The organism is Pectobacterium jejuense (assembly GCF_026800125.1).
GTDB classification, from domain to species: Bacteria; Pseudomonadota; Gammaproteobacteria; order Enterobacterales; family Enterobacteriaceae; genus Pectobacterium; species Pectobacterium jejuense.
This window is the reverse complement of the sequence record NZ_JAPQKX010000002.1, coordinates 173,199-191,432: the sequence shown is the minus strand read 5'-3', so window position 1 is coordinate 191,432 and position 18,234 is coordinate 173,199. Positions and strand designations below refer to the sequence as shown.

Below are 18,234 nucleotides of genomic sequence, written 5' to 3'. Positions count from 1 at the left end.
TTGCACCACAACATGGCAAAAATGGCGAAATGGCATCAGGTGTAAAGGGTGGTTGTGTATCCCTGATGCTTCTCCTCACCGTTCCCGCCGCCGCGGTAGTAAAACATCAATAAAATTTTTGAATTGGCACAATTTATGCTCATATTTTTTTGCGTGATTATCATGATACATGATGCATCAAAAATGCAGCACACAAAATTGTGGTTCGTATTTGACCTTATTACGTTGGCTAACACTCCAGGAGCGAAAAGATGTCCAAACTCAATAACACATCCAAAGCGAAAGGCCTCTTCAACCGTCCGGTACTGAAGAAAATAGCGGCCACGGCTTTTCTGGTGACGATGGCCTGTCAGGCGCAGGCAGAATCCGTCACAGTGATCTCATTCGGCGGTTTGAATAAGGATGCGCAGGATAAGGCCTTTTACAAACCGTTCGCCGCAGCGGGCAAAGGCACGGTGGAAGCCGGTGAGTATAACGGTGAAATGGCGCGTATCCGCGCGATGGTGGAAACCGGACAGGTAGGCTGGGACGTCGTGGAAGTCGAAGGTCCAGAGCTGATGCGCGGCTGTAACGAAGGGCTGTTTGAACCGCTGGACTGGTCAAAATTGGGCGATCAATCCCAGTTTGTTAAAGGCGCCGTCAGCGAGTGCGGAGCGGGGATCTTCCTGTGGTCTACCGTACTGACCTATAACGCGCAGAAGCTGAAACAGGCACCGAAAAGCTGGGCTGATTTCTGGAATGTGAAGGATTATCCCGGCAAGCGTGCGCTGCGTAAAAGCGCCAAGTTTACGCTGGAAATCGCGCTGCTGGCCGATGGCGTGAAGCGTGAAGATCTCTACACGGTGTTGGCGACGCCAGAAGGTGTCGAGCGTGCCTTCAAGAAACTGAATCAGATCAAATCGAATATCCAGTGGTGGGAATCCGGCGCACAGCCGCTGCAATGGCTGGTATCGGGCGATGTGGTGATGACCTCTGCGTATAACGGCCGTGTCGCGGCGGCGCAGAAAGAAGGGCATGACTTCAAGATTGTCTGGGCCGACAGCATTTACGATCTGGATAGCTGGGCGATAGTCAAAGGCTCCAAGCACAAGGCATTGGCGGAGCAGTTTATTGCGTTTGCTAACCAGCCGGAAAACCAGAAGGTATTCGCCGAAAACATCCCGTATGGCCCGACGCACGTAAAAACCACCAGCCTACTGGCACCGGCCGTCGCGGCTAATCTGCCGACCGCACCGGATAATCTGGCACAGGCCTTGCAAGTCGATACAGAGTTTTGGATCGATCACGGCGAAGAGCTGGAGCAACGTTTTAACGCCTGGGCCGCGCAGTAAAGCCGCAGTGAGTGACCGTACGTGATGATGGAGAAAGAGCCTATGTCCCAGAGCGATGTCGTCGCCGCTGTAGCGTCTGGCGGAAACGAAGAAAATTCAACCTTGAAACAGCAACTGTGGCTCGCGCAGAAAGCCTATAAGAAACGCTCTCTGCTGCTGATTGCGCCGCTGTTTCTGTTTATCGTGGTGAGTTTTCTCTTCCCGATCACCTCGATTTTGGGGAAAAGCGTCTCCAACCCGGAATTGCGTGACAATATGCCACAGACCATTGCCGCGATGCGGCTTTGGTCTGGCAACGATGTACCAGATGAAGCCGTCTTTCGGGCGCTGGTTGGCGATCTGCGCGATGCCCGCAGCAGCGGTAAGCTGAGCACGATTACCAAACGGTTAGGGTATGAAGGATCGGAATACCGTACGCTGATTACCCGCACACTGCGTAAGCTGCCCGCCGAGGGCAGCAGCGACATACGTGCTCAATTGATACGCGAACAGCCGATGTGGGGCGAGTTAGCGACCTGGCAAACGTTCGATCGCGCAGCGCGGCCTTTCACCAGCTATTACCTGCTGGCGGTGTTTGACCACAAAGTCGATGCCACCACGCAGCAGATTGTCCCACAGCCTGCCGATCAGGCGCTGTATGTCGACGTGCTGTTGCGTACGCTGCTAATGGCGGGCGTGGTGACGCTACTGTGCGTAGGGCTGGGATATCCACTGGCCTATTGGCTGGCGAAACAACCGTCTAACCGCGCCAATCTGTTGCTGATTCTGGTGCTGCTGCCGTTCTGGACATCGCTGATCGTGCGGACGGCGAGCTGGATTGTACTGTTGCAGTCCGGCGGCTTGATCAACCGTTCGCTGATGCACATCGGCATTATCGACGAGCCGCTGGTACTGGTGTTCAACCGCATCGGTGTCTACATCTCAATGACCCACATCCTGCTGCCGTTCTTTATTTTGCCGCTGTACGCGGTGATGAAAGGCATTTCCCCGAACTATGTCCGTGCGGCGATTTCGCTGGGGGCGCATCCGTTTATCGCCTTCTGGCGGGTTTACGTACCGCAAACCTACGCGGGCGTGACGGCAGGAGCGTTGCTGGTCTTTATGATGGCGATTGGCTACTACATTACGCCAGCGCTGCTGGGCGGGCCGAGCGATCAGATGCTGAGTTATTTTGTCGCGTTTTTCACCAATAGCACGATGAACTGGGGAATGGCGGCCGCGCTGGGGACGCAGTTGCTGATTATCGTGACGCTGCTGTACGTCGTGTACATCCGTGTCACGCGTACCAATGCGGAAGCCGCGGCGCACTAAGCACACCTTAATTGGGGAGATAACACATGAGACAGCAGGGTGAAGTGGTGATCCGTCTGTGGAACACATTCTTTAATTTCTACGGGGCGGCGATGCTGTTGTTTTTAATCGTGCCCGTGCTGGTGATTGTTCCGCTCTCATTTAATGCCGGTTCGTTTCTGAGCTATCCACTGACGGGATTTTCCCTGCGCTGGTATCGCGAGTTTTTCAACTCCAGCGAGTGGCTGGGTGCGCTGGGCAACAGCCTGCTGATTGCGCCGCTCGCCACGCTGCTGGCGACGGTGCTTGGCGTGTTGGCATCGGTTGGGCTAGTACGCGGTGAATTTCGCGGTAAGTCGCTGGTGATGGCCGTGCTGATTTCGCCGATGATTGCGCCAGTGGTGATTGTTGCGGTAGGGATGTTTTTCTTCTTCGCCAAACTGTCGCTGTTGAACAGCTATCTGGGACTGGTATTGGCACATGCGATGCTGGGCGTGCCGTTCGTGGTGATCACGGTCACCGCGGTATTGAAGAACTACGATCACAATCTGACGCGTGCCGCCGCCAGCCTGGGTGCCTCGCCGCTGCTGGCTTTTCGCAAGGTCACGTTCCCGCTGATTGCACCCGGTGTGTTCTCGGGGGCGCTCTTTGCTTTCGCGACCTCGTTTGATGAGGTGATCGTCACGCTGTTCCTCGCCAGCCCGCGCCAGCGTACACTGCCGCTACAGATGTTTGCCGGCATCCGCGAAAACCTCGACCCGACGATAGCCGCCGCCGCCACCATGATGGTCGGTGCCGCACTCGTCCTGCTAATCGTGATGGAGATTCTGCGCCGCCGCTCGGAGCGGCTACGGAGTGGGGGTTAGGTGGGGAACCGAGAAGTGTCCAGAGTGAGAATATTTCGTGCGCGTTGATATTTGCATGCCGTTTTTTATCGCCATTAATGTAATGCGCAAGTGGGGGCAGTTGCTATCCGGCGTAAGAAATTATGCTGAGGAGATAGCAGGCTTAGGATGAGCGGCATGGACGCCGCGAAAGCTTGCGCCACGTCGGACAAAAACGTCGAGACGTTTTTGAACAGCACTTGTGCTGGCCCGAAGGGCGAGTCCCATTTATGGGGCGAGTAAACGTGTCGCAAGCGGTCCGTTAAGCCTGATACCGACGAAGGCATCGCGCAGCGACATAATTAGCGCCGAAAAGCCAGGGTTCGCAGGGCGACGGCGATTGAGCCGCCCTGCGTCGGGCGCGTGCTACGAGGTAGCATGAAATAACAGAATTGTAGCGCACGAAACGCTATCTGATTTGGCATAAAAATGTGTTTAAGAGCGCATTTCGCCAAGAGAAAAGATTAGATTTTGCTGAAAATTTCTTCAGCTTTTTTTAAAACTCAATTTATGATGCATCAAACACCATTTTGATGTGTGCTGTGTAAAACGATTGTGTACAAAGGCTCAGGAGATTCGGTATGGCAGTGCAAAAAACACTCTTATTGACCGGCGCTAGCCGGGGAATCGGGCATGCCACCGTTAAGCATTTCCACGCGGCGGGGTGGCGGATCTTTACCGCGTCGCGCCAGGACTGGGCGGAAGAGTGCCCGTGGGCGGAAAAGCTGCTTAACCATATTCATCTCGATTTGGAAGATATCGACAGCCTGCAACAGACGCTGCCGCTGATTAAGGAAAAGCTGGGCGGGCGGCTGGATGCGCTGGTCGATAACGCAGGAATTTCACCAAAGGGTGCCGACGGGCAGCGGCTGGGCGTGCGCGACACGGACTATGCAACCTGGCTGCGGGTCTTCAACGTCAATCTGTTTTCCTGCGCGCTGCTGGCAAACGGCCTGTTCGACGAACTAAAAGCGTCACAGGGCTGCGTGATTAATGTGACCTCGATTGCCGGATCGCGCGTTCATCCCTTTGCCGGTGTGGCTTACGCCACGTCAAAAGCGGCGCTGTCCGCGCTGACGCGGGAAATGGCGTTTGATTTTGGCCCACACGGCGTTCGTGTGAATGCGATTGCGCCGGGGGAAATTGAAACCTCGATTCTGTCACCTGGGACGGACGACATCATTGAAAGGCAGGTGCCAATGCAGCGTTTAGGCAAGCCCGAAGAGGTGGCAAGCCTGATCTATTTTCTCTGCACCTCCGGGGCTTCTTATGTCAACGGCGCAGAAATCCACGTTAACGGAGGGCAGCATGTCTGACGGACAACACACGGCACGTTTTCCCACGTTTCCCTCCGAGGCGTCCAATCAGCCGGTTTTTGCCGACGTTGCAGCGCACGGCGACGAGCTGATGACGCAGGCCGCTCCGCAGGTTTCCTGTCAGCAGGCATTGGCTATCGCGCAGCAGGAATATGGCTTGTCTGGGCAGATGGCGCTGCTTCAGGGCGAGCGCGATATGAATTTCTGCCTGACGGTCACGCCCGATGAACGCTACATGCTGAAAGTCATCAATGCGGCGGAGCCCGCCGACGTTAGTGACTTTCAGACCGCGTTGTTGTTGCATCTTGCTCAGCAAGCGCCCGAACTGCCAGTACCGCGCATCAAACCGACAAATGCGGGTCTGCCAGAAACGTGCGTTGAAATTGATGGCGTACTGCTGCGCGTGCGGCTGGTGAGCTATCTTGCAGGGATGCCGCACTATCTGGCTTCGCCTTCAACGGCACTGATGCCGCAACTGGGAGGCACGCTGGCGCAGTTGGACAATGCGCTTCACGGCTTTACGCATCCGGCAGCGAACCGTTCACTGCTGTGGGATATCAGCCGCGCAGAACAGGTGCGTCCCTATCTCGATTTCGTTCCTGAACGACAGCAGCACCAACATCTTCAGCGCACTTTTGATCGTTATGACAGCCATGTCGCGCCTGAATTGACGACGCTACGCCGTCAGGTCATTCATAACGATCTGAACCCGCATAACGTGCTGGTAGACGGTTCGTCGCCTACGCGGGTCACTGGCATTATCGATTTTGGTGATGCCGTATTTGCCCCGTTAATCTGCGAAGTGGCGACGGCGCTGGCGTATCAGATTGGCGATGGCGCGGATCTGCTGGAACAGGTGGTGCCGTTTATTGCCGCATATCACCAGCACAGACCACTGACACCGGCAGAGATCGCGCTGTTACCGGATTTGATTGCGACCCGCATGGCGCTGACTTTGACCATCGCGCAGTGGCGGGCATCACGTTACCCCGACAATCGGGCGTATCTGCTGCGCAATGTGCCGCGCTGCTGGCACAGTTTGCAGCGCATCGCGACCTATTCCCATACGCAGTTTGTGACTCGCCTACAGCAAGTTTGCCCGGAGAACTCGCGATGAATCAGAGAGAAATCACGCCTGAAATGACCACGACAGAGGCGTTGCTGGCGCGTCGTCAGAAAGTACTAGGCAGCGGCTACCGCCTGTTTTATGAGGAACCCCTGCACGTCGTGCGCGGCGAGGGCGTGTGGCTGGTCGATCATCAGGGGAAACGCTATCTGGATGTTTATAACAATGTGGCCTCGGTCGGGCACTGTCATCCGGCGGTGGTAGAAGCAATGGCGCGACAAAGCGCACAGCTCAATACCCACACGCGATACCTGCACCCTGCGATTGTGGATTTTGCAGAGGATCTACTGAGCGAATTTCCTGCCGAGTTGAACAACGTGATGCTGACCTGTACCGGCAGTGAAGCCAACGATCTGGCATTGCGCATTGCCCGACATACGACGGGGGGAACGGGTGTGTTGGTGACGCGCTGGGCGTATCACGGCGTGACCAGCGCGCTGGCAGAACTGTCGCCGTCGCTGGGGGATGGCATGGCGCGCGGCAGTCACGTGAAGCTGATCGAGCCGCCGGATACCTATCGCCAGCCCGGCACATTTCTTCGCAGTATTCGTGATGCGCTTGCGCAGATGCAGCAGGAAGGCATTCGTCCTGCCGCGCTATTGATCGATACGATTTTTTCCAGCGATGGCGTGTTCTGCGCACCGGAAGGCGAGATGGCACAGGCGGCGGCGCTGATTCGTCAGGCGGGTGGACTGTTTATTGCGGATGAAGTGCAGCCGGGCTTTGGGCGCACGGGGGAATCAATGTGGGGCTTTGCGCGTCACGGTGTTGTCCCGGATCTGGTGAGTTTAGGGAAACCGATGGGTAACGGGCATCCGATTGCTGGATTGGTTGGGCGTTCCGCGCTGTTCGATGCATTTGGGCGAGATGTGCGCTATTTCAATACGTTCGGCGGCAATCCGGTGTCCTGTCAGGCGGCGCACGCGGTGCTGCGAGTGATTCGGAAAGAGCGGTTGCAGCAGAATGCCCAGCGGGTTGGTGATTATCTGCGGCAAGGATTGCAGCAGTTAGCGCAGGATTTTCCGCTGATTGGCGATATTCGGGCTTACGGTCTGTTTATCGGCGTAGATCTGGTTAGCGATCGCGAAAGCAAAGCGCCGGCAACTGAATCCGCATCGCAGGTGGTGAATGCCATGCGTCAGCGCGGTGTGCTGATCAGCGCGACGGGGCCAGCGGCAAACGTGCTGAAAATTCGTCCGCCGCTGGTGTTTCAGGAAGAACACGCCGATGTGTTTTTAACCACGTTGAGCGACGTGTTAACGCTCATCGACACCCGCACGTGGGAATAATCCATCGTGCGGGTGACGTGAAACCGGTGATTAAATGCGGAACGCCGCAACGGCATGGCTGAGTTCACCCGCACGTTCGGACAGCGAACTGGCGGCCGCGGCGGCTTCGTTCACCAGCGCGGCGTTTTGCTGCGTGACCGTTTCCATTTGTGAAATCGCGGTATTAATCTGCCCGATGCCCAGACTTTGTTCATTGCTGGCGGTGGAGATTTCGGTCACGATCGAGGCCACGCGTTTGATGTCTTCCACCACGCTTTGTATCGTGGTGCCCGCGTCGATGACGGCATGGTGTCCATGGTTTGCCTGTTCGACGGACGTCCCGATCAGTTCTTTGATCTCTTTCGCCGCGTTGGCACTGCGCTGTGCCAGCGTGCGCACTTCGCCCGCGACTACCGCAAAGCCTCGGCCCTGTTCGCCCGCTCGGGCGGCTTCCACGGCGGCGTTCAGCGCGAGGATGTTGGTCTGGAACGCGATCCCATCGATCACGCTGATAATATTGGTGATTTTCTCTGCGGATGACACCATCTGCTGCATCACGGATGTCACATCGCCCATCATCTTGCCGCCGTCAACCGCGCGCTGTGAGGCAGTGGTTGCCAACTGGCTGGCGTGAGCGGCATGGGTGGCATTCTGTTTGACCGAGGACGTCATCTGTTCCATTGATGCCGCCGTTTCTTCCAGTGAACTGGCCTGCTGCTCGGTACGAGAGGAGAGATCGATATTGCCGCTGCTGATTTGGCTGGATGCGGTCGCAATAATATCGGCGTTACCGTGTACACGCTCTACGATATCGGTCAGATTCAGCACCATTTCCCGCAGTGCGGTTTGCAGCTGTCCCATTTCATCGTTCGACGTAATGTCGATGCGATGCGTCAGATCGCCATCTGCCACTTTTCTGGCTAAATCCACAGCGTTTTTTATCGGTACGGCAATCGATATAATCAAGCGCCAGCCGGATAAGGCAACGATAACTATCCCGACCAGAAGGGTAATCACTACGGAAAATAATATATTACTGAAACTACTTTGTGATTCAGAATAGAGTTCCTGGCCTACATCAGATTGTAATTTAATCAACTGATCGGCAGTCTTTTGCAGCGGTGCGTATTCGCTTTTTAAGGTGTGATTAATAATATATTCTAATGCGTCTTTATCATTCTTCTTAATTGCATTAATGGCGGGGGTAACGACTTTATCGTTGTACTGCTTGTATAACATTGCAAACTGTTCTTCTAATAATTTCTCATCGCCCGTTAAATACGTCTTGCTGTATAAATCCCACTGTGCATCATAAATTTTTTGTGCTTCTGCAATATGCTCCAGCCCGGTCTTAACATCGCTTGGCTGAGAGAGATCAACGCTGGCGACTTCAAACATCACGGTGTTCACCTGTCTGGTGATGTTGTCCAGATAACCCAGTGCTATCAGCCGATCTTGGTACAGCGTTTTCATCGATTGGTTGGTGTTGTTGATGCCAAACAGCCCGATAAGAGAGACCACCAAAAGCAATAATGCCATTAACACCATAACCGAAATTAATTTAAGTTTAATGCTCATAAGTACCTCTAAATTACTCCCAGATAAGGAGCGGTATTCCTATATCGACGGAAGAAAGAGAATATTTATGTTGGACCTAACTAAAATTAAAAAATGGTATCAGGGGACTTGCGATAGCGCCGATTTACATTGATTTACAAACCAATTGGCATTCTATGCTGCGTGGGAAATAGTCATTAAAATATTATCCTGCCCGGAAACTTACCGTTACAGCTAACTGACGAAGATAATATTTAAGGCAGCGCCCTAATTATCGATTTTTAAAAAACCAGAGGCGTTAATTTTTAAAAAAAATGAAACAAAACCACGGTGAGGGCAATCATTCGGATAGTAAATTTCAGTTACTAATTTTCCGTTATTAACTTTCCGTTATTAACTTTCCCGTTATTAAATAGTATCCCCGTGTGACGTCCTTCTTCCCCGCGCAGGAAAAGACGGGGAAGAGGAGAGCCGTTACCGATGCTGAGCTAACTGCACGGCGTCATGTAGATTGAGGCGCTGCCAGAAATTCTGCGGGCCTTTATCGCCCGGTGCGCCGGAGAGCGGGTATCCGTCAGCCAGCGCGGTTTTCACCATCAGGCTTCTGCGCTCGGTAACGGAGAGATGCGGAAGCACGGGGTCGAGCAGGACTTCTGCACCTTCGGGAATGCTAACCGGAGACGCCGCGCCAGGTTGCGCAGGCAGACCGTACGTCATCGTGTAGCGATAAAACGTCTTCATTTCCGGCGCGGCATAGGGATCGTCCTGTGGCGCATTCTGAGCACAGGCGCTCAGCGTTGTGCCACAGGCTTTCTCTAACGCGCTGCGCAACTCCGTCTTCGCCTGTTCAAACAGCCGACGATACTGTGGATCGTTGAGGTAGTGCGCCACATTGCGCTCGGCGATCATCCGCGAACCGATCACATCTAAGGGATAATGCACGCCCAGCACGATGCGCGAATAGCCATAGCGTGCGCCGCGATCAATCAACGGCACGAAGCGCTCGGGGATCATTTCTGCTAACAGCAGCGCATCAGTGTAACCCGCGTTGGTATGCCCACTTGGAAATGCGCCGCCGGAGGCGGTGTAGGGTTTGTTATCGCCAATCACGGCGGTATCCGGCACCAGATGAATGGTGTTATTCGGCTGTAGGAAAGGGCGAGGGTAGTCGAAATGCTGTTTAGCGGCGGACGTACTGACTTCAGAAGTCTTGATTAAGGCTGCGGCTTTGCGCAGTTCACCGCGATTATAAGCGCTGATAAATGCATGACCGAGCTTTGGGCCCAATGCATCAGCCAGATAGTAGAGATATCCCTGGCCTTCGGCATCCACCAGTGCCTGTTCGCGTTGCCCCTTGGCCGCTTCGCGATTAATGCGCGTCACGATAGCCATGTTTTGCTGCAACACAGCGGTAGAAAGGTGTGAGAAGGAATCCAGCAAAGCAATGCCGGCCTGCTGGTTGGCCTTCACGGCGAAGTCATAACCGCTGGCGTTTAACCATTCAGTATCTGCCATCAGTGACGTCTGTTTCGCCTGTTCTAGCTGCGCGCGGGTCAGCTTCGGTGCATCGCCCTGGATTGCCTTGCGCAGCGCAGCCTGAATGGATTGTTCCAGTTCAACAACGCGAGGGCTGCTACTGGCCTGCGTGGTGGAGTCCACAATGGCGCGGAGACTGGCGCTATCCGGCTCAGGCGCTGCTGCAAACCCAGAAAACGGTAACAGGAAAAGACTGACTACAGGTAGCAGCTTGAGCGCGGGTAACACATGAGTTTTCGATAACACATGAGCTTTCGATAACACATTGGTTTCCGATAAAACTGTGGCCGCGGGTCGCAGCATAGGGCGATAGCGCATAGTGGCATCCTTAATTGGGAGGATAAACGTTTGTCGGTGCGGGGATCAGGCTAGGCGCTGATTGTGATGGTAATGTTTCAGGATATATTTTGAGATGCTTATCAACGCATTATCATGATTTGTTATGTTTGGTGACGTCGTGAACCTCACGTGGTAACCGGGGGCACAGTTTCTTGTCTGGTTGCTTATATAGAAGAAAAAGACATAAAAAAGGTTCTAAAAAACAGAAAGGTGATTTGCTTTTTTTATCATTGACGCAAAGCTCATTTCTCTCTACTTTAAACAGACGATTATTTTTTAATATTCCATTGATTTATAAGTAATTAATCTAATTATAACAAAAATGGCAGACATAAATAGCCCGGTTATTCCTCAACGCGAAAAGGCGATGGCGAGCCTCTCCCTGTTAAAAATGGCAAGTGAAACAGTCCTATGGGATAGGTTCAACGTCAACTAATGCGAAATGATTTTACCCACGAGCCAATGTTTACCTACAAGCAATGTTTACCTACGAACAATGGTTTTCCCAAGAACAGTGGTTTCCCTACATCAAACAGGCATACGTTTGCGTATGTCGATAAATAGTCTGTAACAGCAGGAGTGAGTCAGGTAATGATTCGGTTAGAAAACGTGAGCGTTGATTTCCCCGCCGGTAAAGCAGCACAGTCCAGGGCGGTAAACAACGTCAACCTGACCATTCAACAGGGTGAAGTTTTTGGGATTGTCGGCACCAGCGGCGCAGGAAAAAGTACGCTGCTGCGGACGATCAATTTATTGCAGCGTCCAACTGAAGGGCGCGTGTTTCTGGGCGATACGCTGATTAGCGATGCGTCTGGCCGCGAGCTGCGCCAGCATCGGCAGCGTATCGGGATGATATTCCAGCATTTTAACCTGATGCATACCCGCAATGTGTATGACAATGTGGCGTTCAGCCTGCGTGCTGCGGGGAAGAGTAAAGAAGAAATCGCCTCGCGCGTGCCGGAAATTCTGGCGCTGGTCGGGTTGCAGGACAAAGGTACAGCCTATCCGGCACAGCTGAGCGGCGGGCAGAAACAGCGTGTGGGCATTGCCCGCGCCATCGCCAACCATCCCGAAGTGCTGTTGTGTGATGAACCGACCTCGGCGCTGGATCTAGAAACGTCGGCGTCTATTCTGGCGCTATTGAAAAGTATCAATGTCCGGTTGGGTATCACGATCGTGCTGATTTCCCACGAAATGAGCGTGATTAAAAGTATTTGTCAGCGCATGGCGGTGATGACGGGCGGAAATATTGTGGAAGAAGGTGATGTCTTTACGATCTTCTCTGCGCCGCAGCACGCCTACACCAAACAGCTGGTCAGCCATACCAGCCCGGTCGAATTACCTGAACGCTTTAAGCAGAATAATAAAGGCGTCTTGCTGAAAATACTCTTCGCCGATGATTCGGTAGAACAACCGATATTATCCGACGTGGCGCAGCAGTTTCAGGTATCGGTCAATATTCTGCACGGCAATATTGAATACATTAACGATCGCGCGCTGGGGCATATTATCGCTCAGATTTCATACCGTGACGATCCGACAGCGGATAATTTAACCGCTGCTATTGCTTATATTCGACAGAATACCTTTGGGGTGGAGGTCATCAATGACTGAGTTATTCGGTGAATTAATCTTCGCCTTCGGTGAAACCTTCACGATGGTGTGTATTTCAACGCTCTGTGCAGTGATATTCGGCCTGCCGTTAGGTATCGCGATTTATGTGACCGATCGTCATTTATTCTGGCAGAACCGTTTTATCTATCTGGTTTCGACCATTCTGGTGAATATCATCCGCTCGATCCCGTTTGTGATCCTGCTGGTGCTGCTGTTGCCATTAACGCAGCTGCTGCTGGGTAACACCATTGGGCCGGTTGCGGCGGCGGTGCCGATGTCCGTGGCGGCGATTGCCTTTTATGCGCGTCTGGTGGATTCCGCGCTGCGTGAAGTCGATCCGGGCATTGTGGAAGCGGCAGAGGCCTTTGGTGCCAGCCCGACACGTATCATCGGGACGGTGCTGTTGCCGGAAGCGCTGGCTGGATTATTACGCGGCCTGACGATCACGCTGGTCAGTCTGATTGGCTACTCGGCGATGGCCGGGATTGTTGGCGGCGGTGGTGTGGGCGATCTGGCGATCCGCTTCGGCTATTACCGTTATGAAACCGAAGTGATGGTGGTGACCGTGATTGCGCTGGTGGTGTTGGTGCAGGTCGTGCAAACGCTGGGCGATATGTTATCGCGTCGGGCAAATAAGCGCGAACGCCGCTAAACCACGACAGAATAGGGTATTCAGGGCAGCAGAGAGATGTCATGAAAATAGACAAAATTGTATTAAGAAAAATGAAAATGGCGCTGAAAACGCCATTTACGACCAGCTTTGCGACGCAGACGGAGAAACACTTCTCCATCGCGGAAGTCCACGCTGGCGGACACATTGGTTATGGCGATTGCTCGGCAATTTCGCTGCCGTTTTATAACGAAGAAACCAACGTTACCGCCTGGCATATTATGCGTGACTTCCTGATCCCGATGATTAAGCAGGCTGGGGATATTGAGCATCCTTCGCAGGTGCGCGATATTTTCGCCCCGGTAAAGCGTAATAACTGTGCTAAAGCGGCAATCGAAGGCGCTATTTGGGATGCTTACGCGAAGATAAAAGGCGTACCGCTGCATCAATTACTGGGCGGCGTGCGGAATAACGTCGAAGCGGGTGTGAGTATTGGTATTCAGGAAACGCCCGATAAATTAGTCAGCGTGGTCGATAATTTCCTGAATGAAGGCTATAAGCGCATCAAAATAAAGATCAAGCCGGGAAAAGATTACGACTATATTCTGGCGCTGCGTCAGGCATTTGGTGATATCACGCTGATGGTGGATGCCAATTCTGCCTACACGCTGGACGATATCGATTTCTTTAAGCGCATCGATCAATTCAATTTGTTGATGATCGAACAGCCGCTGGCGCACGACGACATTATCGACCACCGCAAACTTCAGGCGGCGGTGAATACGCCTATCTGTCTGGATGAAAGCATTGCGTCGGTAGAGGATGCGCGTAAGGCGATCGAGCTGGGCAGCGCCAAAATCATCAATATTAAAGTCGCACGTGTCGGCGGCATCACCGAAACCAAGCTGATTCATGACTATTGTCAGGCCCACAATATTCCGGTGTGGTGTGGCGGTATGCTGGATACGGCGGTCGGTAAAGCACACAACATCGCGGTATCTACACTGCCGAACTTTATCTACGCGCACGATATCCCACCGTCTTCCCGTTACTGGCATGAAGACTTCATGCTGCCGTTTGTCGAACTGGACAAAGACAGCTGCGTCGCAGTGCCAAATAAACCGGGAATCGGCTTTGATATTAACCCTGAACTGTACGAGAAATATTGCTACGGACAGGAAACCTTTTTGTTTTAACTGATTATTGAATAAGCCTTTTTTAGTAACCTTTTTTTAGTAAAACATGTGAGCAGTAAAGCGTTATCCAACACCAGGGAATAACGTTATAAAAATAGAGAAAAATAATGAGCGATGTTGCATCACGCGTAAGGGGATGGATTTAGGGAGAAACACGGTGATGAGGTTCCCGCAGGGATGCATCGCACCGTGGTCGCTCCCGGTATCTCGATCTTAACCGTGGCGACAGACGCCCAACATAACGAGAATGCCGTTAGCAAAACGGCGAAGACTGACTAAATCGGACAGACAGGAACGCGACGATGCGATTGAAAAAACTCATTCCACTCATGCTGGCATTGGGCATCTCTCAGGCTTACGCAGCAGATTCAGGCAAAGAAATCACCATCGGCGTCTCGCCGGGGCCGTATGGCGACATGGTCACGAAAGCGATCAAGCCAGAAATGGTGAAAAAAGGCTACGAGGTAAAAGTGCGTGAATTCAGCGACTACATCCAGCCGAATCTGGCGCTGTCGAACAACAGTATCGACGCCAACCTGTTCCAAAACCGCCGCTATCTTGACCGTTTCAGCGCGGATAAAGGGTTGAAACTGGCGGAAGTGATCACCGTGCCGACGGCCAGCATGGGCTTTTACTCCAATAAAGTGCGCTCGTTGGATGAGCTGAAAGCGGGCGATATCGTGACGCTGCCAAACGATCCATCAAACTTGGCTCGTTCGCTGGATTTCCTGCAAAAATACGGCCTAATCAAGATCAATCCAGACATTACGCCGACCAAAGCCTCACTGCGTGATATCACTGAAAACCCGAAAGGGCTGGTCTTTAAACCGCTGGAAGCTGCACAACTGCCACGCGCACTGGGTGGCGTAACGGGCTCGCTGATTAACGCCAACTTCGCGATTTCTGCTGGTCTGAATCTGTCTGACGCGATTCAACTGGATGTGCTGCCGGAAGACCTGAAAAACATGATCGTTGTGCGTGCGGAAGATGCCGACAAACCGTTCGCTCAGGATCTGAAAGCCGCCGTTCAATCCCCGGAATTCGCCGCGTTCTTTGAGGATAAAAACTCCATGTTCCACGCGTTCCAAAAGCCGGAGTGGATGAAGAAGTAATTCCCCTTTCAAGCTGCCAGTGACCTATGCGCAATAGGTCACTGGCTTCCCCGCTGCAAACGTGTATTAACCCGCAAATCCCCTCTCAGGCAACATACCGTGTTAATTCAAAGATAAGAGAATTTAAAACATTGTAATTTTTTGTATAAATGCCATTCTTTGTAAGATTTATTGACATAACACAACGAGGGTTCGATGAAAAAAATACTTTCTACTGCCGTATTGGCGCTGGTACTGACGGGATGTGCTCAACAAACCTTTACAGTAAAGAATGAGTCTGTTGCCACACCTAAACAGGTGACCACGCATCACTTCTTCGTTTCTGGTATTGGTCAGAAGAAAACCATTGATGCTGCGGCGGTATGTGGCGGTTCTGATAAAGTTGTTCGCACCGAAACACAGCAGACCTTTGTTAATGGCCTGCTTGGGGTGGTAACGTTCGGTATTTATACACCTAGAGAAGCCCGCGTTTATTGCTCGCTCTAAGCTAAAGTCTGTATTTAATAGAATATAAGGCTGTCTTACGATAAAGCCATCTCCTATCGAGATGGCTTTTTCATGTCATTTTGTCACGACAGGGAGTGTTACTGTTGCCGTACCAACAGAGGGTTGCCTTGCTCCCCCAGTTCCCAGAACAGGCCGGTCATGATCGCTAACCCTTCGCGGGCGACGGATTTCAGCAGGTGTTCGTTGACCGCGTGCTGGCCACATGCCGGATAGGAGTGGGGGATCCACAGCGTCGGCAGACCGAGGATATCGGCGAAAACGTCATTAGGCAGCGATCCGCCCAAATTCGGTAACAACGCGGGCTGTTTACCACTGATGTGCTGCATCAGTGCCAGCGTCCAGTTTACCAGCGGATCTTCCGGGTTAAAGCGCGTCGCCGGAGACGTGTTAAGCACCTCAACGTCCACCTGCGTAAAGCTGTGTTGGTCGAGGTGTTGACGCACATGTTGCGCCAGATGCTGCCAGTCGGTGCCGACCACAAAGCGCAGTTGGCAAATCGCCGTGGCGTCGGCGGGAATCGCGTTCACCGGTTTGCTCGGGTTGCCAGTAATGAACGACAGCACTTCCAGCGTGTTCCAGCCAAATAGTCGTTCGGCAGGTGTGAGACCGTCTTCGCCCCAGTTTTCATCAATCGCCGGATCGTCCTCGCCACCAGCGGGGTCAATCGTGCTGAGGATTTCGCGCAGCGCCGGCGTTAGCTGAGGTGGCAGCAGAGCGTCGATCTTCATCCGTCCTTGTCCATCAACTAGACTCGCTACGGCGTTTGCCAGTTGGGTGCCCGGATTGCTCAGCAGGCCGCCCCAGTTGCCAGAGTGATAGGCCTGAGCGCGTGCCTGGATGCGCAAACGGAAATTGATGCAGCCGCGAGAGCCGAGGAACAGCGTCGGGCGCTCTGCGCTGAGGCGGGGCCCGTCGGAGGCGATAAAGATATCGGCCGCCAGCGCCTGCTTGTGCTGTTGGCACAGCTCGGCCAGCCCCGGTGAGCCAATTTCTTCCCCCATCTCGAACAGCAGTTTGCAGTTGAAGCCTAAACGCTGTCCGCGAGCCTGAAACACCTGCTCCAGCGCCATCAGGTTGATGCTGTGCTGGCCTTTGTTATCGGCACTGCCGCGTCCGTACCAGTGGTCGTCTTCTTCCACCAATTCCCACGGTTTGAGTCCGTCGCGCCAGTTTTCTTCATCACCAAAAACCACGTCGCCGTGGCCATAAGACAGCACGGTCGGCAGGCTGGGATCTTCAATGCGTTCGGCCAGTAGAAAAGGGGGATGACGTTCATCTGGCGAGGTAATCAGCCTTACGCTGAACCCCATCGCCTGCAAGGCGGGCTGGATTTCGTCGGTCAGATAGCGGTTCAGCGCGGGATGGTTACCGGCTTTCTGGCTCTCGCTGGCGTGGGCAATACGCCGGGCCAGCGTCTGTTTAAATTCTCCGCGATCGAAACGTTCACAGGCGATACGAATAAGGTCTGCGCTGGTCATGCCTTTCCTTGCTGGATAATGTGCCGAAGTTACCGATATTTAAAGAAAAAACGAGCTTTGCAACAATAATAAAAATTGCAATTAAGCTTTGCTTTTAATATAAACCTGCGAATCCCCCCGCGATGTCTGAAAGGAACGCCGCCATGCACAGCTCCGAGATTCGTTATTTTCTGGTGGTTGCCACCACCGGTTCGCTCAGCGCCGCCAGTCAGCACCTGTTTGTTGCCGTTTCTGCGATCAGTCGCCAAATCCAGCGGCTGGAAGAGCGCATCGGCGTGCCGCTGTTCGAACGCCACGCGCGCGGCATGGTGTTAAACGATGCCGGACGCATTCTGGAAAACCATGTGCGTAAGAGCATGATGGACATGGATGCTGCCGTAGCGGAGATTCAGGGGCTGAAAGCCAGTCGGCGGGCGCTGCTGCGTATCGGTTGCACGGAAGGGATGGCGTTTGATCTGCTGCCGACGCTATTTGCACGTTTCCGCCAGCATGACCCGGATACCACTTTTGCGCTGAAAGTGGACTCGGCGATGCAGGTGTCCCAGATGATCCGCAATGGTGAAGTGGATATCGCACTCCAGTTTGCGCTAGCGCCCGAGCAGGGTGTGAATGTGGAACTGTCGCTGCCCGCGCCGCTGATGCTGCTGATGTCTGACGATCACCCGCTGGCGCAGCAGTCTATTCAACTGGCGGATTTGCATCCTTTCCCGCTGGCCTTGCCGGAGTCCTCGACCACGCTACGGCAGCTGTTTGACCTCTCATGCCGCATGAACGGCACCTTTCTGGAACCGACGCTGTGCTGCAACAACTTCACCACGCTTTATTACTATGCGATGAGCACGCCGGGGGCGGTCACCGCCTGTAGTTTCTATTCCGTGATGTACAAGTGCTTACAGCAACCGATGCGCCTGAAACCGCTGAATATTAAGCAGCTTGACCAGCGCTCGCTTCAAATCCAAACGCTGGCAGGCAAAGCGCACGCGCCGCAGCAACAGGCTTTCCTTGATTTCATGATGGCGGAGCTGCGTCAGGGAGAAGCGTATTACCTGAGTCAGATTGCGGAAAGCTAA

Annotated in this window: 15 protein-coding genes; 12 read left to right on the top strand and 3 right to left on the bottom strand. The window is 53.4% G+C overall.

Annotation, left to right across the window (positions count from 1 at the left end; translation table 11 throughout):
- Nucleotides 1-251 precede the first annotated feature (251 nt).
- The 6 genes from NXT09_RS04370 (at nucleotide 252) to NXT09_RS04345 (ending at nucleotide 7,236) form a co-directional block, all read left to right on the top strand.
- A complete protein-coding gene (locus NXT09_RS04370; protein ID WP_039288812.1) occupies nucleotides 252-1,331 on the top strand; it encodes an ABC transporter substrate-binding protein in 1,080 nt (359 codons plus the stop codon).
- A gap of 42 nt (nucleotides 1,332-1,373) precedes the next feature.
- A complete protein-coding gene (locus NXT09_RS04365) occupies nucleotides 1,374-2,642 on the top strand; it encodes an ABC transporter permease (protein ID WP_205555037.1) in 1,269 nt (422 codons plus the stop codon).
- A gap of 26 nt (nucleotides 2,643-2,668) precedes the next feature.
- A complete protein-coding gene (locus tag NXT09_RS04360) occupies nucleotides 2,669-3,487 on the top strand; it encodes an ABC transporter permease (protein ID WP_039509570.1) in 819 nt (272 codons plus the stop codon).
- A 599-nt stretch (nucleotides 3,488-4,086) separates the two neighbouring features.
- Nucleotides 4,087-4,821, top strand: coding sequence for an SDR family NAD(P)-dependent oxidoreductase (locus tag NXT09_RS04355; RefSeq protein WP_268579001.1), 735 nt, complete (start codon nucleotides 4,087-4,089; stop codon nucleotides 4,819-4,821).
- Nucleotides 4,814-5,938 (top strand): phosphotransferase, encoded by a 1,125-nt coding sequence (locus tag NXT09_RS04350; RefSeq protein ID WP_268579000.1) that lies wholly within the window; start codon nucleotides 4,814-4,816, stop codon nucleotides 5,936-5,938. Before NXT09_RS04355 ends, NXT09_RS04350 begins: the two co-directional genes overlap by 8 nt.
- On the top strand, nucleotides 5,935-7,236 hold the full coding sequence (locus NXT09_RS04345) for an aspartate aminotransferase family protein (RefSeq protein ID WP_268578999.1): 1,302 nt from the start codon (nucleotides 5,935-5,937) through the stop codon (nucleotides 7,234-7,236). The genes NXT09_RS04350 and NXT09_RS04345 overlap by 4 nt, the downstream gene beginning before the upstream one ends.
- Before the next feature lie 30 nt (nucleotides 7,237-7,266).
- On the opposite strand, the gene NXT09_RS04340 is transcribed toward NXT09_RS04345, so the two are convergent.
- Both NXT09_RS04340 and NXT09_RS04335 read right to left on the bottom strand, forming a co-directional pair.
- Nucleotides 7,267-8,754, bottom strand: coding sequence for a methyl-accepting chemotaxis protein (locus NXT09_RS04340; RefSeq protein WP_240585461.1), 1,488 nt, complete (start codon nucleotides 8,752-8,754; stop codon nucleotides 7,267-7,269).
- Nucleotides 8,755-9,246: 492 nt separating this feature from the next.
- Entirely contained in the window at nucleotides 9,247-10,626 is a 1,380-nt protein-coding gene (locus NXT09_RS04335; protein ID WP_268578998.1) for an acid phosphatase, read from the bottom strand.
- A 612-nt stretch (nucleotides 10,627-11,238) separates the two neighbouring features.
- Here NXT09_RS04335 and NXT09_RS04330 point away from each other — a divergent pair.
- The 5 genes from NXT09_RS04330 (at nucleotide 11,239) to NXT09_RS04310 (ending at nucleotide 15,665) form a co-directional block, all read left to right on the top strand.
- A complete protein-coding gene (locus tag NXT09_RS04330) occupies nucleotides 11,239-12,261 on the top strand; it encodes a methionine ABC transporter ATP-binding protein (RefSeq protein ID WP_268578997.1) in 1,023 nt (340 codons plus the stop codon).
- Nucleotides 12,254-12,913 (top strand): methionine ABC transporter permease, encoded by a 660-nt coding sequence (locus NXT09_RS04325; RefSeq protein ID WP_039288793.1) that lies wholly within the window; start codon nucleotides 12,254-12,256, stop codon nucleotides 12,911-12,913. The genes NXT09_RS04330 and NXT09_RS04325 overlap by 8 nt, the downstream gene beginning before the upstream one ends.
- 41 nt (nucleotides 12,914-12,954) lie before the next feature.
- The gene (gene menC / locus NXT09_RS04320) at nucleotides 12,955-14,067 is read left to right on the top strand and encodes an o-succinylbenzoate synthase (protein WP_268578996.1); all 1,113 of its coding nucleotides are present in this window, start codon (nucleotides 12,955-12,957) and stop codon (nucleotides 14,065-14,067) included.
- A gap of 302 nt (nucleotides 14,068-14,369) precedes the next feature.
- Nucleotides 14,370-15,179, top strand: coding sequence for a MetQ/NlpA family ABC transporter substrate-binding protein (locus tag NXT09_RS04315; RefSeq protein ID WP_052900838.1), 810 nt, complete (start codon nucleotides 14,370-14,372; stop codon nucleotides 15,177-15,179).
- 195 nt (nucleotides 15,180-15,374) lie between these two features.
- Nucleotides 15,375-15,665, top strand: coding sequence for a Bor/Iss family lipoprotein (locus NXT09_RS04310; RefSeq protein WP_095994688.1), 291 nt, complete (start codon nucleotides 15,375-15,377; stop codon nucleotides 15,663-15,665).
- A gap of 98 nt (nucleotides 15,666-15,763) precedes the next feature.
- On the opposite strand, the gene NXT09_RS04305 is transcribed toward NXT09_RS04310, so the two are convergent.
- Complete coding sequence (locus NXT09_RS04305; RefSeq protein WP_268578995.1) at nucleotides 15,764-17,164, bottom strand: M20 family metallopeptidase; 1,401 nt, start codon at nucleotides 17,162-17,164, stop codon at nucleotides 15,764-15,766.
- 143 nt (nucleotides 17,165-17,307) lie between these two features.
- Between NXT09_RS04305 and NXT09_RS04300 the strand changes: the two genes are divergently transcribed.
- Nucleotides 17,308-18,234: a LysR family transcriptional regulator gene (locus NXT09_RS04300; protein WP_205555028.1), complete on the top strand. Its 927-nt coding sequence runs from the start codon at nucleotides 17,308-17,310 to the stop codon at nucleotides 18,232-18,234.

Excerpts from the sequence above, each read along its gene's own strand:
- NXT09_RS04370 (WP_039288812.1), top strand. The coding sequence starts at position 252 with ATGTCCAAACTCAATAACACATCCAAAGCGAAAGGCCTCTTCAACCGT.
- NXT09_RS04365 (WP_205555037.1), top strand. The coding sequence starts at position 1,374 with ATGTCCCAGAGCGATGTCGTCGCCGCTGTAGCGTCTGGCGGAAACGAA.
- NXT09_RS04360 (WP_039509570.1), top strand. The coding sequence starts at position 2,669 with ATGAGACAGCAGGGTGAAGTGGTGATCCGTCTGTGGAACACATTCTTT.
- NXT09_RS04355 (WP_268579001.1), top strand. The coding sequence starts at position 4,087 with ATGGCAGTGCAAAAAACACTCTTATTGACCGGCGCTAGCCGGGGAATC.
- NXT09_RS04350 (WP_268579000.1), top strand. The coding sequence starts at position 4,814 with ATGTCTGACGGACAACACACGGCACGTTTTCCCACGTTTCCCTCCGAG.
- NXT09_RS04345 (WP_268578999.1), top strand. The coding sequence starts at position 5,935 with ATGAATCAGAGAGAAATCACGCCTGAAATGACCACGACAGAGGCGTTG.
- NXT09_RS04340 (WP_240585461.1), bottom strand. The coding sequence starts at position 8,754 with ATGGCATTATTGCTTTTGGTGGTCTCTCTTATCGGGCTGTTTGGCATC.
- NXT09_RS04335 (WP_268578998.1), bottom strand. The coding sequence starts at position 10,626 with ATGCGCTATCGCCCTATGCTGCGACCCGCGGCCACAGTTTTATCGGAA.
- NXT09_RS04330 (WP_268578997.1), top strand. The coding sequence starts at position 11,239 with ATGATTCGGTTAGAAAACGTGAGCGTTGATTTCCCCGCCGGTAAAGCA.
- NXT09_RS04325 (WP_039288793.1), top strand. The coding sequence starts at position 12,254 with ATGACTGAGTTATTCGGTGAATTAATCTTCGCCTTCGGTGAAACCTTC.
- menC (WP_268578996.1), top strand. The coding sequence starts at position 12,955 with ATGAAAATAGACAAAATTGTATTAAGAAAAATGAAAATGGCGCTGAAA.
- NXT09_RS04315 (WP_052900838.1), top strand. The coding sequence starts at position 14,370 with ATGCGATTGAAAAAACTCATTCCACTCATGCTGGCATTGGGCATCTCT.
- NXT09_RS04310 (WP_095994688.1), top strand. The coding sequence starts at position 15,375 with ATGAAAAAAATACTTTCTACTGCCGTATTGGCGCTGGTACTGACGGGA.
- NXT09_RS04305 (WP_268578995.1), bottom strand. The coding sequence starts at position 17,164 with ATGACCAGCGCAGACCTTATTCGTATCGCCTGTGAACGTTTCGATCGC.
- NXT09_RS04300 (WP_205555028.1), top strand. The coding sequence starts at position 17,308 with ATGCACAGCTCCGAGATTCGTTATTTTCTGGTGGTTGCCACCACCGGT.